General features: G+C 68.9%; 11 protein-coding genes. 4 read left to right on the forward strand and 7 right to left on the reverse strand.

What is annotated here, in order from left to right:
* Nucleotides 1–166: 166 nt before the first annotated feature.
* The 7 genes from J7520_RS11445 to J7520_RS11475 form a co-directional block, all read right to left on the reverse strand.
* Complete coding sequence (locus J7520_RS11445) at nucleotides 167–2,806, reverse strand: M36 family metallopeptidase (protein WP_291188310.1); 2,640 nt, start codon at nucleotides 2,804–2,806, stop codon at nucleotides 167–169.
* A 316-nt stretch (nucleotides 2,807–3,122) separates the two neighbouring features.
* Nucleotides 3,123–4,031 (reverse strand): sigma-70 family RNA polymerase sigma factor, encoded by a 909-nt coding sequence (locus J7520_RS11450; RefSeq protein WP_291188313.1) that lies wholly within the window; start codon nucleotides 4,029–4,031, stop codon nucleotides 3,123–3,125.
* Nucleotides 4,032–4,048: 17 nt separating this feature from the next.
* Complete coding sequence (locus J7520_RS11455; RefSeq protein ID WP_291188316.1) at nucleotides 4,049–5,023, reverse strand: peptidoglycan DD-metalloendopeptidase family protein; 975 nt, start codon at nucleotides 5,021–5,023, stop codon at nucleotides 4,049–4,051.
* A gap of 9 nt (nucleotides 5,024–5,032) precedes the next feature.
* Nucleotides 5,033–5,638, reverse strand: a complete 606-nt coding sequence (locus J7520_RS11460) for a YqaA family protein (protein WP_291188319.1) — start codon at nucleotides 5,636–5,638, stop codon at nucleotides 5,033–5,035.
* Nucleotides 5,639–5,657: 19 nt separating this feature from the next.
* Nucleotides 5,658–6,335 (reverse strand): protein-L-isoaspartate(D-aspartate) O-methyltransferase, encoded by a 678-nt coding sequence (locus J7520_RS11465; protein WP_291188322.1) that lies wholly within the window; start codon nucleotides 6,333–6,335, stop codon nucleotides 5,658–5,660.
* A gap of 25 nt (nucleotides 6,336–6,360) precedes the next feature.
* Nucleotides 6,361–7,134 carry a 5'/3'-nucleotidase SurE gene (surE, locus tag J7520_RS11470; RefSeq protein ID WP_291188325.1) on the reverse strand — a complete coding sequence of 258 codons (774 nt, stop codon included), beginning with the start codon at nucleotides 7,132–7,134 and terminating at the stop codon, nucleotides 6,361–6,363.
* Between the two features lie 354 nt (nucleotides 7,135–7,488).
* A complete protein-coding gene (locus J7520_RS11475; RefSeq protein WP_291188328.1) occupies nucleotides 7,489–7,914 on the reverse strand; it encodes a hypothetical protein in 426 nt (141 codons plus the stop codon).
* 167 nt (nucleotides 7,915–8,081) lie between these two features.
* Here J7520_RS11475 and J7520_RS11480 point away from each other — a divergent pair, with 167 nt between their 5' ends.
* The 4 genes from J7520_RS11480 to J7520_RS11495 all read left to right on the forward strand — a co-directional run bounded on the left by J7520_RS11480 (nucleotide 8,082) and on the right by J7520_RS11495 (nucleotide 14,259).
* Nucleotides 8,082–8,624, forward strand: coding sequence for a Smr/MutS family protein (locus tag J7520_RS11480; RefSeq protein ID WP_291188330.1), 543 nt, complete (start codon nucleotides 8,082–8,084; stop codon nucleotides 8,622–8,624).
* Between the two features lie 137 nt (nucleotides 8,625–8,761).
* Nucleotides 8,762–9,565 carry a YajG family lipoprotein gene (locus J7520_RS11485; protein ID WP_291188333.1) on the forward strand — a complete coding sequence of 268 codons (804 nt, stop codon included), beginning with the start codon at nucleotides 8,762–8,764 and terminating at the stop codon, nucleotides 9,563–9,565.
* Nucleotides 9,566–9,891: 326 nt separating this feature from the next.
* A complete protein-coding gene (locus tag J7520_RS11490; RefSeq protein ID WP_345776910.1) occupies nucleotides 9,892–11,085 on the forward strand; it encodes an efflux RND transporter periplasmic adaptor subunit in 1,194 nt (397 codons plus the stop codon).
* Between the two features lie 12 nt (nucleotides 11,086–11,097).
* Nucleotides 11,098–14,259: a multidrug efflux RND transporter permease subunit gene (locus J7520_RS11495; RefSeq protein ID WP_291188339.1), complete on the forward strand. Its 3,162-nt coding sequence runs from the start codon at nucleotides 11,098–11,100 to the stop codon at nucleotides 14,257–14,259.
* The last annotated feature ends 117 nt before the right edge of the window (nucleotides 14,260–14,376 follow it).

The following is a 14,376-nucleotide window of genomic DNA, read 5'->3' on the forward strand; positions in this document are numbered from 1 at the left end:
CAATCCCGTCGAAGGTCGAACCGGTCCCCCGACACCCGCTCCGCGGCGGCTGCATCCGCCAACCCATTGGACGATCGAAAAGAAATCGCCGGCATGATGCCGGCGATTCCTTGTTTCGTGCCCGAGGACGGGTCAGCACGGCGCCGTGGCAGCGCCGTTCGGCTTCTCAGTCTGCGTCGAATCCGTTCGCGAAGATCGTGTCGTCGAAACCGACGAAGCTTTCGACCGCACCGGAGTTGTCGTTCGGACTGCCGGCCACCGCGCCGGCGCCGAGGCCGCGCTTGGCGAAGCCCGCTCCGCAGAGCGCGTAATCCTCTTCGCTCTGCGATTGGATCGCGCTGAGAATCGCATCGCGCGCGGTGATGAAAGTCGGCGCGTTGGGCATCAGCTTGTAGCCCGCCACCAGGTAGCGCTTCATGCGGTCCTGCGCCTCGAGGAAGCTCAGGCGGTCGCTGTCGCGCAGCAGCGAGGCATAGCATTCCCACAGCATGCTGGCCCACACCTCGCCCGTCGCGTGCACTTCGCTGTTCGAGCCGCCGGAGGCGCCGAACGCCGGAGGCGGCGTGGTCGGCAGCGCGACGCCGTCCACGATGTGGCGGTAGGTCAGCGGGTTCTTCGACATGTCGATCGAGTACGGATAGCGGCGGATGCCTTCGTAGTAGCCGTTGTTGATCTGGCCCGGCAGCGTCACGAAGGTCGACGCGGTGTAGGCGCCGTTCGCGTAGACGCCGGTGAAGTCCGGTGTCGCCGCCGATGCCGCGTCTTCGGCGCGCACGAGCAGCAGCATGGCGTGGAAGTCGCCGAACCCTTCGCCCATGCCGCCGGCCTGGTTCGTACTGAGGCCGTTCGCGTTGCCGACCAGGCGATTGCTGATGTAGTGGCCCCACTCGTGCGCGATGATGCCGTCGTCGATGGTGCCGTCGCGGCGGATGCCGGAGGCGCGCTCCATGTGCGCCGTGACCGTGCCGGCGCCGACCGCGGTGCGCAGCGCGTTGCCGTCGGCGAGATTGAGGCTGAGGGTGCCGATGGTGACCGGGATCGGCGGCGTGCTCGCCGCCATGCCCGGCGCATCGCCCGGGTTGTTGCTGGTGGCGACGTTGGCGATGATCACGGCGGCCGCGCCGGCGGTTTCCGCGGTCTTGGCCTTGGCGTTGAAATCGCAACCACCGCGATCGACCAGCACGATCTTGCCGGCCACTTCGGCCGTATTGGTCAGCGCCGCGCAGGCATCCAGCGGCGCGGGCCGCACGATCGTGTTGGTGAGATCGAAGTTGGTCGGGCCGAACGCTCCCGTGCCGGGCTCGACTTCGCCGCTGAGGCCGTCCGAATAGGTGATGCGCGCGCCGCCGGCGCCGTTGAAGACGAACATGCGCATGCGCGGTTTGCCGCCGTCGGACGGCGTCCCCATGTTCGCGTTGTCGGTGCCGCTGACGTCCTGCGCCTGCGCCTGGATCTCGTCGTTCTGGTTGCCGCCGCGGCCGTAGTTGCTGGTCTGCGCATTGCGCGCGGGCTCGTCGAAGCCGGCGTCGTAGTACCAGTCGTGCAGGAAGTTGTTCATGTAGAACAGCTGCGTCACCGACGCCTTGATCTGGTCGGAGTCGACCTGCGGATCCTTGGTGGTGTCGTAGACGCGGTCGAAGGTGCGTGCGCTGGTGACGTCGGCGCGATAGTCGCCCGGCGCATTCAGCGCATCGCCGCCGGTGAGATTGGCGTAGGCGTTGACGTTGTTGCCGACCGTCTCGGTGGCCGCATCGGCGAGCCAGGGGTCATTGACGGCCACCGACGCGGGATCGGTGATCGCGTTGACCAGCGTGACCAGGTTGGGCTGCGTGAACGGCGCCTGGTAGCCGTCCGGCTGGCCGGTCGGATGCGGCGTGCCGTTGCGGCCCTGAGGGCCCGCGTACGGCACGAACGGCGCCGTCGTGTCCGCCCACACGCGATAGCTGAAAGGCGACAGGTCGGCGGTCAGGTTGTTGCGGAACAGGATGCTGCCGTCCTGCGCCGAGATGACGTAGGAGTAATAGCGCTCGCCGTCCGTCGAGCCGACGTTCAACTCGACGTAGTGGGCCGCCGTCAGCCCGTCGGCGGTACGGAAGTAGACGGGCTTGACGCGCGCGTCCTGCAGCAGCGTCTCGCCGTTCGCGCCCGTCAGGCTGGTCGCGTACGACGCGTAGTCACCAGCCTCGCCGCTGAGGGTGAACGCCGTCGCGGCGGACGACGACACGAAGTTGAAGTCCTGCCGCAGCGCGCTCGCGATCGACTGCTCGGCGCTGCGCGCGAAGCGGCGCATGGCCGCGTCGCCGTTCGCGCCCGAGGCGTAGCCGCTGACCGTGTCGAGCGAGCCGTCGGCGCGGATCAACACGTTGAAGCCGTCGCGAAAGACCGCGACGCCGTCGACGCGGTTCTCGAAGCGCACGATCGCCGCGCCGTTGCGCAGGCGCTGGCTGTCGAACACGTCCAGCGCGTCGATTTCCGCGGCGCTGATGCGGTAGACCTCGGCCAGCGACTTCAGATAGGTGCGCGCGATCGGCGCCGGGTCGGAAACCAGCAACATGGAGCCGGCCTGATTGGGCACCGAGCGCCCGGCCTTGAGGAATTCCGGAATGCCAAGGTTCGCCTGCACCGTCGCGCGATATCCCGACGGCAGACGGCTCGCCGGCGCGTGCGACGCCTGCAACGCATCGACGCCGGCGAAATCCGCCGCCTCGGCCGACGACGCGAACGTTCCGAGCGCGAGCGCGATGGGAACGACCAGCAACGACTTGCCCAACTCGCGCGCGACGCGCGATGCCGAACCGCTTTTCATATGAACCCCCATGAATGGATGACGACGCGCCACGAGCAGCGAAGCGCGCAGGTACTTGCCGACGGTCTCGTCGCCGCAGCGCCCGACCGCTCCGGCGGCCGGATTCGCCGCTGCCGAACCCTACGTTCGAACACAACGATCTAGTCGAGCACATCGACGCCCGGGAAGAAAGAGTCTGCTGGACGATTTCGCGTAAATGCTCAGTCGCGGTCTGGCGATCGCGCCTTCGGGACTTGCCCGCCCGCCGGGACATGCGGCCGCGCCCTTCGCACGCTGCCGAAGCCGCGGTCGATTCCTCGCCGCGCGCCGCGACCGGCTACCCTTCCCTCGCCCCGTCCGCGTCGCGCAGCAAGGCGCTGAGCTTCTTCAGCGCGTCGGCATGGATCTGCCGCGCGCGTTCGCGCGAGATGCCGAGATCGCGGCCGATCTCGGCCAGCGACTGCACCGGCGTGCCGTCGAGGCCGAAGCGGCGCTGCAGCACCGCTCGCTGGCGTTCGCCGAGCTGGGCGATCGCGGTGCCGAGGCGCTCGCTGCTGATCGTCGTGCGGCTCGGCGGTTCCTCGGTCTCCTGGATCTGCCCGATCAGCGCGCGTTCGCCGGCTTCGAGCGCCGCGTCGAGCGAACCGACGCGCTCGTTGATGCGGAACAGCTCGGCGACGTCCTGCACGCTCTTGCCGACCGACGCGGCGATCTGTTCCAGGCTCGGCGGCGTACCGAGCCGCGCGGCGAGTTCGCGTTCCTCGCGCAGGATCTGCGCCAGTTCGCGCAGCACGTGCACCGGCACACGCACGGTGCGGCCCTGGTTCATCACCGCCGACTGCACCGCGTCGCGGATCCACCACACCGCGTAGGTGGAGAAGCGCAGGCGCCGCGCCGGATCGAACTTCGCGACCGCGCGGATCAGGCCGAGATTGCCTTCGGCGATCAGATCCATCAGCAGCACGCCGCGGCCGACATACGCACGCGCGACGGTGACCACCAGGCGCAGGTTCGCCTCGATCATGCGTCGCCGCGCTTCGGCGTCGCCGGCCTGCACGCGCGCGGCCAGCGCCCACTCGTCCTCGGCACCGAGCAGCGGGATCAGGCCGATCTCGGCGAGATAGGCGCCGGTCGAACTGCGCGCCTCCTCGTCCTGCGGCTCGACCGCGTCGATCAGGTCGAGCAGGCCTTCGAGCGCGGAATCGTCCGATTCCGGGCCGTCGTCGCGGGTATGGCGTGCGCTCACTCGCCCAGCTTAGCGCGTCAACGCCGCGGCAGATAATCGAGCGGATTGGCCGGCTTGCCGTTCTTGCGGATCTCGAAATGCAGCGAGTCGCGGCTGGCGCTGCTCGACCCCATCTCGGCGATGACCTGACCGGACTTGACCGCGTCGCCCTCCTTCACCAGCCGCTTGCGGTTGTAGCCGTAGGCGGAGAGGAAGCCGGGGCTGTGCTTGACGATGATCAGCTCGCCGTAGCCGATCAAGCCGTTGCCGCTGTAGACGACGCTGCCGTCGGCGGCTGCGCGCACCGGATCGCCGGACTTGCCGGCGATGTCGATGCCCTGCCGGGTCTGGTCGCCGGCGACGAAGGTCGCGACGACCTGTCCATCGGCCGGCCAGCGCCAGGCGACGTCGCCGGAAACATTGGTCGACGTGGACGGCGCGCTCTGCGGCGGCGCGGCTTCGACCGGTTTCGGCGGCGGCGCGGCGGCGACCGGCGTGCCCGGCGCGGGCGCAGGCGCTGCCGGCGGCGGTGCCGCCGTCGACGGCGAGCTCGCGGAGGCCGGCGGCGGATTCGCCGCCGGCGTCGCCGACACGTTCTCGAACGGCGCCGGTGCGGGCATCGAAGGATGGTTGGAGGGAGCGACCGCGGTCGCGATGACCGGTGCCGGCGCACGCGTCGCCGGTGCCGCCGCCGTCCTGGCCGCCGACTTCGGCGCCAACCGCAGCTCCTGCCCGACGTAGATCGTGTACGGCGCGGAAATGCCGTTCCATCCGGCCAGTTCGCGGTAGTCGGTGCCGTGGCGGAACGCGATGCTGTACAGCGTGTCGCCGCGCTGGACCTTGTAGGTGCCGCCGGGCGGCGTCGCCGGTTTCGTCTCCGACTTCGACGCGGCCGGACGCGCGCCGCCGAGGCTGCGGTCCTCGACCGGCGCAGGTCCGGTCGAGGCGCAGGCGGCGAGCAGTGCCAGCAGGATCAACCAGACGCCGTGTCGGATCACGAAGTACTTTTCCATGGCGACTCTTCAGCGAAGGAACTTGAAGTAGACGATCACCAGCACGATCAGCGCGATCGCGATCCAGCCGATCCATTCGATCCAGCGATGCAGCGCCTCTTCGGCGCGCTTGCCGCCGAGGCGGATCACGCCGGCGAGCAGGTACACGCGCTTGCCGCGGCCGACGAACATGCTGGCGACGAACGCGATCAAGGGTACTCCGACGATGCCCGAGGCCCAGGTAAAAATCTTCAACGGCACCGGCATGAAGCCGGCCACGACCAGGGTCCAGAACGCGGTCCACGGATGCTGCGCGACGTCCTGCTTGAGCTGCAGCACCAGTGCGTCGATGCGCGGCAGCCAGCCGAGATCATCGAGCAGCGGCCGCACCGCGGCGAACGCGTAGTGACCGAGCGCGTAGCCGACCAGGGCGCCGAGCAGCGAGAAGACCAGGCTGATCGTGGCGTAGCGGAACCAGCGCTCCGGCTTGGCCAGCACCATCGGCGCCAGCATGATCTCCGGCGCGATCGGAAAGACGATCGCCTCGACGAAACTGAGTCCGCCGAGATAGGTCTCGGCCTTCGGATGCGACGCCCAGCGCAGCGCGGCTTCGTACATCGGTCGGAACAGTTTCAAGGCAACTCCTTTCGCGAAGTCATCCGACTCCCCCGAGCAAAGGTACGAAGCTGACCGCGCCGAGCGATTCGCGCACCCAGCCTTCGGCGTCGGCACGCACGCGCACGAGCTGCTGCCGGCCGGGCGGGCCGACCGGCGCGATCAGGCAGCCGTCGGGCGCGAGCTGGTCGAGCAGCGCTTCTTCGAGCTGGGCGCCGGCGGCGGTCAGGATGATCGCGTCGAACGGCGCCTCGTCCGGCCAGCCGAGGCGGCCGTCGGCGTGGCGCGAGCGCACGTTGGCGATGCCGAGCTTGCGGAACAGCCGCCGCGCGTTGCGCAGCAGCTCGTCGATGCGCTCGACCGTGTAGACCTGTTCGACCAGCTGCGCCAGCACCGCGCACTGGTAGCCCGAGCCGGTGCCGATCTCGAGCACGCGGCGCGGCAGCTCGAGCTGGATCAGCGCCTCGGTCATGCGCGCGACGACGAACGGCTGCGAGATCGTCTGCCCCTGCCCGATCGGCAGCGCGGTGTCCTCGTAGGCGCGCGAGGCGAGCGCCTCGTCGATGAACAGATGGCGCGGCAGTTGCCGCATCACGTCGAGCACGCGGCGGTCGCGGATGCCTTCGGCGACCAGGCGCTCGATCAGCCGGTCGCGCGCGCGCTGCGAGGTCATGCCCAGACCGCGCGCCGACGAGTCGCGTCGCGAGAACAGGCTCATGCGAACGGGCTCTTGAACGGCCGACTCATGCGGCGTCGAACTTCGGCTGCAGCGCGGCGACCCAGCCGCTGACCTTTTCCAGCGCCTGGAAGCGCGTCAGGTCGACGTGGATCGGCGTGATCGAGACGTAGCCGTCGCGCACCGCGTTGAAATCGGTGCCGGGGCCGTCGTCGGCCGCCTCGCCGGGCGGACCGATCCAGTAGATCGGCCGTCCGCGCGGATCGGTCTGCGCGATGCACGGCGCCGAGCGATGGCGCCTGCCCAGGCGCGTCACTGCGAGACCGCGGATCTCGCTCCAGGGGCGGTCCGGCACGTTGACGTTGAGGATCGTGTCGGCCGGCAGCGGATCGATCAGCAGCCGGCGCATCAGCAGCAGCACGGCTTGCGCCGCGCTGTCGTAATGAAGACCCTTGTGGTCGCGCGAGACCAGCGACACCGCGATCGCCGGCAGGCCGAGAAAGCGGCCTTCCATCGCGGCCGAGACGGTGCCCGAGTAGATCACGTCGTCGCCGAGGTTGGCCGAGTTGTTGATGCCGGAGACGACGATGTCCGGTTCGTGATCGAGCAGGCCGGACAGCGCCAGGTGCACGCAATCGGTCGGCGTGCCGGCGACGCGCCAGCGCCCGTCGTCGAGGCGGATCGCGCGGATCGGCTGGTCCAGGGTCAGCGAATTGCTGGCGCCGGAGCGATCGCGGTCCGGCGCGACGACGGTGACTTCGCCGACCGCCGCGAGACGCTCGTGCAGCACGCGGATGCCCGGTGCGTCGACGCCGTCATCGTTGCTGACCAGGACTCGCATGCTCTCCATCCGTGCAGGTTCATCGGAACACCCGCGGACGAAGGCGAACGTGCCGCGTCGGCGATGCGGGGCGCGGACGGCACGCGACCGCATCGAAGATGCGGCCGCCGAACCCCGTCCGGCGAAGCGCGAATGATAGCGGATTGGCAGCGTCCCTCGCGCGCAGCGGCGCCGGCGAGGATCGGCTCGCGCGCGAGTGCGCGGCGCGAAGCGAGCGGTGGACGAGTCGAAAACGCCACCTGCCCGCGACGCCATCGCGCCGCGGGCAGGGGTGCGAGCAGTCCGTTGCAGCGGCGGAGCGCGAACCTGCGTCGAGGCTCCGCGCGGCGAAGGATCGTCGTCCTTCGGGTGGCGTTACAGCGCCTTGTCGTCGTCCGTCTTCGCGGACGGCTCGGCCGCCTTCTTCTTCGCGACCGGAGACGCTGCCGGGCGCGTCGACGCGCGAGACGCGGACGCATGGTTCACGGCGACCGCCTGCGTGCGCTTTTCCGGATACTTGAACCAGACTTGCCGGTGACCGCGCTCCTTCGACTGCTGGTCGACGGCCTCGACCGCACCCGCGTCGACGCGCGAGCCGTTGTCGACCGCCGAGGTCTTCGCCAGACGTTGCGGATCCTGCGACCAGATCACCTTCGAGCCGCGCCGCTTGCTCCACTGCTCGACGGTCGCGACCTTGCCGGTATCGACCGCGTGTGCGTCGGGCCGGTCGCGCGGCACGCTCTGCGCCGATGCCGCGCCGATGCCGGCGACCAACAGGGTTCCGAACAGAATGGTCTTCATGCCTGCCTCCTCGCGTTGGAACGTCGCCGCATCGTCGGCAAGCCAGGCCGAACGAAAACTGAGCCGCGGACGGGGATTTAACGCGATGTTCAGTCGACGGTGAGCCGACGCATCCGCTGGGCTATGCTCAGCGGATGAGAAGCCGACTGCGTGCCGCGCGCGAGGCCGTGAACCGCGCACCCGAACCGCCCGCCGAGGACGATGCGCAGCTGTTTCGCGACGCCATCGGCCGGGTGCGGCCGTTGAAGGACTCGACGCCGCCACCGTCCGCGGAGCGTCCGGCGCCCGAACCGCTGCAGGCGCGCCTGGACGAAGCGCGCGTGGTCGACGAGTTGCTGACGCATCCGATCGACGCGATGGTCGAAGGCGGCGACGAGATCGCCTACCTGAAGCCCGGCCAGCAGCATCGCCTGTTGCAGCGCCTGCGCCGCGGCCAGTTCAGCGTGCGCGCCGAGATCGACCTGCACGACATGACCAGCGCGGTCGCGCGCGAGGCGATCCGCCAGTTCCTCGACGAATGCCGGCGCAAGGACGAGCTCTGCGTGCGCATCGTGCACGGCAAGGGCCTGCGCTCGAAGGCGCAGGGACCGGTGCTGAAGCAGTTGACCGACACGCTGCTGCGCCGGCGCGCGGACGTGCTCGCGTTCACGTCGGCACGCCCGGTGCAGGGCGGCACCGGCGCGGTGATCGTGCTGCTGCAGGGACGTTGACGGGCCGCACGGCGGCTCGACATTCGAGCGCGCGCGCCGAGCACCGCCCGAGCACGGCGAAACCTCCTTGCGCGTCGTTGCCGGAGCCACCGCACGCCGTTACTCTTCGGCCGGGGCTTTCACAGCAGGGAATCAGCATGATCATGCTCGCCAGGATTTGTCTCGCCACGCTGCTCGGTGTCGCCATCGCCGATCCGGCGACCGCGGCCCCCGAACGCCGCCCGCTGCAGGTGCAATTGGCCGTCAAGGGCAATCTCGCCGAAATCGCCCAGCCCAATCCGATTCCCGGAGCGCAGGAACGCAGCATCGCCCTGCGCATCGAGGACGGACGCGGCGCGAGCGCCGGCGCGGTGATCGGACAGGCGGTCAACGACGGCGTCGCCGTCTACCCGATCTTCGCCACCAACGACGTCACCAAGCACGTCGAGGACATCACCCGCAGCGTGCTCGCCAACTGGGGCCTGCACATCGGCGAGCCGACCAACGGCACCCTGACCGTCCGCTACACGAAGTTCAGCGTCACCCACAACAACCGTGCGGTCGGCGCCACCTACGTCGGCGACTCGACCGTCGAATACACGCTCACCAACCGGCTCGGACGCGTGCTGTCCAAGGGCAGTTTCTCCGGCAACGTCGACCACTACGGCAAGGGCCGCAGCGTCGACGGCTGCAACGAGGTCTTGAGCGAGTCGCTGGCCGACGCGCTTTCGCGCATGCTGAACGACCCGACCTTCCGCAAGGTCTGGTCGACCGCACCCGAGGTCGCCGACGCGCCGCCCGCCAAACCGGCCAAGTCGACGAAGCCGGCGGCGGGCGCCGGCAAGAAGGGAGCCGGCTCGCTCGAGGCGCGTCTGCGCAAGCTCGACGAGCTGTACAAGAACGGCGCGATCACCCAGGACGAGTACGACAAGCGCCGCGCGGCGATCTTGAACGAGATCTGATCCGCCCGATCGTCACTCCCTGAACCAGCGCCGGCGGCGCTGCGGGCTGCCGTGCGCCCGGCCGGCAGCGGCATCGAATCTACAAAACTAAACTTTTCTTCAAACTATCCGTTGATATCGGCACGGGCGCCCCAAACAGCCATGCCGATGCGCACTCGGCTCGCCGGCATGAACTTGCCCGAGGCTCCTGCCACGACGGTGGCAGCAGGCTCGGGCGAGCATATCCGGCTCGCCATCCCGATGCCTCGTCGAAGCCGCCGCCAACGACACGAGCCCTGCCGCCCGTCGGCAGCGGAGGGTGCGCTCCGCTCTTATATCTCTAGGGAATGACCACCATGCGTACGCGCGTTTCCAGCTCCCTGATGTCCCTGCTCGCCGTCGGCCTCCTGGCCGCCCTGGCCGGCTGCAACAAGAACGCGGCTGCGCCGCATGCCGGCATGCCGCCGCCGCCCGACGTCAGCGTGGCCGCGGTGGTGTCCAAGCCGGTACGTCAATGGGATGCGTTCACCGGCCGCGTCGCCGCGACCGATTCGGTCGACGTGCGCGCGCGCGTCTCCGGCTACATCCAGCGCATCGCGTTCAAGGAAGGCGACGAGGTCAAGCAGGGCGACCTGCTGTTCGTCGTCGACCAGCGGCCGTACAAGGCCGCGCTCGACAATTCCGCGGCGCAGCTCGACCGTGCGCGCGCCTCGGCCAAGCTGGCCCAGGCGCAGGACCAGCGCGCGCAGTCGCTGATCAAGACCGGCGCGATCTCGCGCGACGACTACGACACGCGCGCAGCGACGCTCGGCCAGGCCGACGCCGAGGTGCGCGCCGCCGAGGCCGCGCTGGCGACGGCCAAGCTCAACCTCGAGTACACCGAGGTGCGCTCGCCGATCGCCGGCCGCGTCGGCCGCGCGTTGCTGACGCTCGGCAACCTGATCCAGGCCGACCAGAGCGTGCTGACCAGCGTGGTCTCGCAAGATCCGGTCTACGTCTACTTCCAGCCCGACGAGCAGGCCTTCCTGCGCTACAGCGAACTGGCCCGCAAGGGCGCGCGCGCGAGTTCGGACAATCCGGTGCGCGTGGGCCTGGCCAGCGACACCGGCTTCCCGTACTCGGGCACGGTCAACTTCGTCAACAACCAGGTCGACGCCGCCACCGGCACGATCAATGCGCGCGCCGTGGTGCCCAATCCCGACCGCGTGTTCACGCCGGGCCTGTACGCGCGCGTGCAGCTCGAGGGCAGCGCCGAGTTCACCGCGATGCTGGTCGACGACAAGGCGGTGCTGACCGATCAGGACCGCAAGTACGTCTACGTGCTGGGGCCGGAGAACAAGGCGATGCGCAAGGACGTCGCGCTCGGCGGCATGGTCGACGGCCTGCGCGTGGTGCAGTCCGGGCTCGAGGCCGGCGACAAGGTCATCGTCTCGGGCGTGCAGAAGATCTTCTTCCCCGGCGCGCCGGTGAAGCCCGCCGAAGTCCCGATGGGTGCGGCGCCCGGTGCGGCGCCCGCCGCGCCGGCCGTGGCGGCGAAATAAGGAGACGCCCCCGTGGATTTCTCCAAGTTCTTCATCGACCGCCCGATCTTCGCGGCGGTGCTGTCGATCGTGATCTTCGCCGCCGGCCTGATCGCGATCCCGCTGCTGCCGATCAGCGAATACCCCGAGGTCGTGCCGCCGTCGGTGATCGTGCGCACGGTGTATCCGGGCGCCAACCCGAAGGTGATCGCCGAGACCGTCGCGCAGCCGCTCGAGGCCGCCATCAACGGCGTCGAGAACCTGATGTACATGAAGTCGGTCGCCGGCTCCGACGGCGTGCTGCAGATCACCGTCACCTTCCATCCCGGCACCAACGCCGACGACGCCGCGGTGCGCGTACAGAACCGCGTCAGCCAGGCACAGGCGCGCCTGCCCGAGGACGTGCGGCGCCAGGGCGTGACCGTGCAGAAGCAGTCGCCGACGTTCCTGATGGTGGTGTTCCTGTCGTCCAAGAGCGGCAAGTACGACACGCTGTACCTGCGCAACTACGCCGTGCTGAACGTCAAGGACGAGCTCGCGCGCCTGCCCGGCGTCGGCGACGCGCAGATCTTCGGCGGCGGCGACTACGCGATGCGCATCTGGCTCGATCCGGACAAGATCGCCTCGCGCGGGCTCACCGCCAGCGACGTGCTCAACGCGATCCGCGAGCAGAACGTGCAGGTCTCGGCCGGCCAGGTCGGCGCCGAGCCGATCCCCGGCGGCAGCGACTTCCTGATCCCGGTCAACGCGCAGGGACGCCTCTCCACGCCGGAGCAGTTCGGCGAGATCGTGCTCAAGAGCGGCGCCAACGGCGAGATCGTGCGCCTGTCCGACGTCGCCCGCCTGCAGCTCGGCGCCGGCGACTACACGCTGCGCGCGCAGATGGAAGGCCACAGCGCCGCCGGCATCGGCATCTTCCAGGCGCCCGGCGCGAACGCGCTGGCGATCCAGGAAGCGGTGATGGCGAAGATGGCCGAGCTGTCCAAGCGCTTCCCCGAGGGCATCGAGTACAGCGCGCCGTACGACACCACGATCTTCGTGCGCGATTCGATCAAGGCGGTGGTCAGCACCCTGCTCGAGGCGGTGCTGCTGGTCGTGCTGGTGGTGATCCTGTTCCTGCAGACCTGGCGCGCCTCGATCATTCCGCTGATCGCGGTGCCGGTGTCGATCGTCGGCACGTTCGCCGCGCTGTACGTGCTCGGCTTCTCGATCAACACGCTGACCTTGTTCGGATTGGTGCTGGCGATCGGCATCGTCGTCGACGACGCGATCGTGGTGGTCGAGAACGTCGAGCGCAACATCGAGGAAGGCCGCACGCCGCTGCAGGCGGCGCACCAGGCGATGACCGAGGTGTCCGGGCCGATCATCGCGATCGCGCTGGTGCTGTGCGCGGTGTTCGTGCCGATGGCGTTCCTGACCGGCGTGACGGGCCAGTTCTACAAGCAGTTCGCGGTGACCATCGCGATCTCGACGGTGATCTCGGCGATCAACTCGCTGACCCTGTCGCCGGCGCTGGCGGCCAAGCTGCTGAAGGCGCACGACGCGCCGAAGGATTTGCCGTCGCGCCTGATCGACCGGCTGTTCGGCTGGATCTTCCGGCCGTTCAACCGCTTCTTCAAGGCGAGCTCGGACAAGTACCAGGGCGCCGTCTCGCGCACGCTGAAGTTCCGCGGCGCGGTGTTCCTGGTCTACGCCCTGCTCCTGGTCGGCACCGGCCTGATGTTCCAGCTGGTGCCGCGCGGCTTCATCCCGATCCAGGACAAGATGTACCTGATGGCCGGCGTGAAGCTGCCGGAAGGCTCCTCGATCGAACGCACCGACGCGGTGCTGAACAAGGTCGTGAAGATCGGCCTGGCCGAGGAAGGCGTCGAGAGTTCGGGCGCGTTCCCGGGCCTGAACGCGCTGCAGTTCAGCAACACGCCGAACACCGGCCTGGTGTTCTTCCCGCTGAAGCCGTTCGGCGAGCGCCACCGCACCGCCAAGGAGATCAACGACTCGATCAACCAGAAGATCCAGGGCATCCAGGAGGGCTTCACCTTCGCCCTGCTGCCGCCGCCGATCCTCGGTCTCGGCAACGGTTCGGGCTATTCGCTGTTCATCGAGGACCGCGCCAGCCTCGGCTACGGCGCCTTGCAGAGCGCCGTCACCGCGTTCCAGGGCACGGTCGCGCAGACGCCGGGCATGGGCTTTCCGATCAGCACCTACCAGGCGAACATGCCGCAGTACGACGCCGAGGTCGACCGCGCCAAGGCGAAGGCGCAGGGCGTGCCGCTGACCGAGCTGTTCGCCACCCTGCAAACCTATCTCGGCTCGGCCTACGTCAACGACTTCAACCTGTTCGGCCGCACCTGGCAGGTGATCGCGCAGGCCGACGGACCGTTCCGCGACAGCGTCGAGGACATCGCCAACCTGAAGACGCGCAACGACCGCGGCGAGATGGTGCCGATCGGTTCGATGGTGACGATCAAGCAGACCTACGGCCCCGATCCGGTGCTGCGCTACAACGGCTATCCGGCGGCGGATCTGCTCGGCGAAGCCGAGCCGTCGATGCTGTCGTCGGCGCAGGCGATGGACAAGATCGGCGAGATCGCCAAGCAGGTGCTGCCGAACGGCATGACCTTCGAGTGGACCGACCTGAGCTACCAGGAAGCGACCCAGGGCAAGGCCGCGCTGGTGGTCTTCCCGCTGGCGATCCTGCTCGCGTTCCTCGTGCTCGCCGCGCTGTACGAATCGTGGACCTTGCCGCTGGCGGTGATCCTGATCGTGCCGATGTGCATGCTGTCGGCCCTGGCCGGCGTGAAACTGCTCGGCGGCGACAACAACACCTTCGTGCAGGTCGGCCTGGTCGTGCTGATGGGACTGGCGTGCAAGAACGCGATCCTGATCGTCGAGTTCGCGCGCGAACTGGAGTTCCAGGGCAAGAGCATCGTCGAGGCCGCGCTGGAAGCCTGCCGCCTGCGTCTGCGTCCGATCGTGATGACCTCGGTCGCCTTCATCGCCGGCACCGTGCCGCTGGTGTTCTCGCACGGCGCCGGCGCCGAGGTGCGCTCGATCACCGGCATCACGGTGTTCTCCGGCATGATCGGCGTGACGCTGTTCGGCCTGTTCCTGACGCCGGTGTTCTACGTCGGGTTGCGCAAGCTGTCGGGTCGCAAGCTCGTGCAGCACGGCACCGCGAGCGTCGCGCACGCCTGATCGACGGGCTTCGCTTCGGTCCTTCCTCGCCCAGGGGAAGGATCGAAGCGGGTCTGCCCTGTCGAGGCGTGCGGATGGCACTTTCTTTCCCGGCTGCTGCCCGGGAGCTCAAAAGGA

The sequence above is a fragment of the Dokdonella sp. genome (assembly GCF_017744955.1).
In the GTDB taxonomy this organism is placed as follows: Bacteria; Pseudomonadota; Gammaproteobacteria; order Xanthomonadales; family Rhodanobacteraceae; genus Dokdonella_A.

What these genes read in the sequence shown, in the direction of transcription:
- J7520_RS11445 (WP_291188310.1), bottom strand. Translation starts at nt 2,806, where the DNA reads ATGAAAAGCGGTTCGGCATCGCGCGTCGCGCGCGAGTTGGGCAAGTCG.
- J7520_RS11455 (WP_291188316.1), bottom strand. Translation starts at nt 5,023, where the DNA reads ATGGAAAAGTACTTCGTGATCCGACACGGCGTCTGGTTGATCCTGCTG.
- J7520_RS11465 (WP_291188322.1), bottom strand. Translation starts at nt 6,335, where the DNA reads ATGAGCCTGTTCTCGCGACGCGACTCGTCGGCGCGCGGTCTGGGCATG.
- surE (WP_291188325.1), bottom strand. Translation starts at nt 7,134, where the DNA reads ATGCGAGTCCTGGTCAGCAACGATGACGGCGTCGACGCACCGGGCATC.
- J7520_RS11475 (WP_291188328.1), bottom strand. Translation starts at nt 7,914, where the DNA reads ATGAAGACCATTCTGTTCGGAACCCTGTTGGTCGCCGGCATCGGCGCG.
- J7520_RS11485 (WP_291188333.1), top strand. Translation starts at nt 8,762, where the DNA reads ATGATCATGCTCGCCAGGATTTGTCTCGCCACGCTGCTCGGTGTCGCC.
- J7520_RS11490 (WP_345776910.1), top strand. Translation starts at nt 9,892, where the DNA reads ATGACCACCATGCGTACGCGCGTTTCCAGCTCCCTGATGTCCCTGCTC.